Genomic DNA, 1740 nt, shown 5'->3' on the forward strand with positions numbered 1-1740 from the left:
TCGCCACGTGAGATGACGCCTTAGATGAGAATTCAGTATTTGAATGCACAGCAATTCAAGCCCTGTACTTGGTCGGTAAGTTGTGACGCTGCATTAGAGATGTTTTCATGATGTAAGAGGCGAAAAGAGGTGAAGAATCATGGCAGGCGTACTGCACCTCACCAGGCTCAGGTGCGTGAAGCCGGACGACAGCGACGTAGACGAAGTAAAGCTGCAAATTGATGGAAAACAGGTCTGGCCCAATGAGGACGACGGTTACTTCTCCATGGGGACGGATAACGAAGTACCCATGGATATCGGAAAATTCTTCAGGGGCAGGACTGTGGTGGCGTTGTACGACGACGAAAATGTCGGTGCCGACAGTCGCCTCGGGGAAGTTGAGTTCGAGGAGACTTCACGAACGCCCGGAGTAGCGCGAATCTATGGCAACAGCGGGTCGAAGTACGAGCTGTGGTACGAGATCTTCCGTGTCGGCGGGTGAAGTATTCGCCGCATGATGGGCGTCGCGGGTTTTTCACTACTGGGCGTCATGTGTTTTCACCGGTGTGGTGCCGTCTGCGCTCGGCGGTTTCTGCCTCAGGTGTCGTCCGACCGGTGAAGGGTGGTGTCGTTTCCTGGGCAAGGCGGATGACCCCTGTGTGGCACCGGCCCGGCCACCGGTACGTCTTGGCGGGTGCTCGTGGTCCTGGCCCTCGTCCTCGTCCTGGTGGTACCCGACGGCGGGGTCGACGCCCCGCGTCCACATCGTCCGCTCCCCGCTCCGCCTGTGAATAGGTGCGGTCATGACACTGAGTGGGTGTCAGCGGGGCAGGGTGGCGGGTGCCTGGTCATGGGGGCTGGTTGAGGGCAGGTTCGCTGTCATGAGGTGACCAGGTGGCTGCTGTTGTCTGGCCAGTTAGGGGTGGGTCGGCTGTTATGGGGGTGGCTGTTCCTATGGTTTGAGGGACAACCGTAGGGATGCCCGTGCGACTCGGACTCGGCGGGGGACTGGTGAGGGAGCTCCGATGAGGACGCCTGACGGGGTGGATGAGTTTCGTTGGCGGTGGATGCTCGCCGTCCGAGGACCGAGTGGTTCTTCCTGCTGCACCCCGCGACGCGGCCTACTGGTTTCCAGGATCTTCGCGTCTACGGCCGTGACGGGATATCCGATGCGCGACTCGTGTGGAAGGTTTGTCATCCGTGCGAGCGGGGCGTCATTTCGAAGATCTCGCTCTCCCCGGAGGTGCAGCGGCAAGGTCTTGGCACACGCCTTGTCGACAGGGCGCTTCTGGATAGCCCTGGCTATCGCTGGACGACCAGCAGCCAGTTCCCGGAGGGCCGGGCTTTCTTCCGGGCGATGACGGCACGCACCGGCGCCGAGTTTGCGGCGGGAGCCCGAGCATGTGAGCACATCCGAGAGAGCCGGCCCGGACGCGGCAAGCCAGTGCTGGACCGACACCTCCATCAGGTACGCCGTTGACTGCCGGCGTCTGATCCTCCTCGAGGGGAAGAGGCGCTGGGGCGCTCTCCTACCGCAGATGCCGTTTGACCGGTAGGACGACGTGAGGCTTGCTGAGCCGGTAGCTGCCCTCCCGTCTACGGGAAGCATCTGTTGCATGCCGGCAGTGTCCACGGGGACGGGCGGGCAACTGGTTGCTGTCATGGGGTGACCGGGTGGCTGTCACGGTGCGGTTAGCAGATCGCGGCCCGGCTGTGTCGGGTTTGCCGGTCTTCGTGTGGAGGGGGTGCCCGGGGCGGTGG

General features: G+C 62.4%; 1 protein-coding gene. It reads left to right on the plus strand.

All coding sequences use genetic code 11. From position 1 onward, the window contains the following. Positions 1-139 precede the first annotated feature (139 nt). Entirely contained in the window at positions 140-481 is a 342-nt protein-coding gene (locus AOK00_RS34575; protein ID WP_055604091.1) for a hypothetical protein, read from the plus strand. Positions 482-1740: the final 1259 nt, after the last annotated feature.

This window comes from Streptomyces aureus, from assembly GCF_001418135.1.
GTDB lineage: Bacteria > Actinomycetota > Actinomycetes > Streptomycetales > Streptomycetaceae > Streptomyces > Streptomyces aureus_A.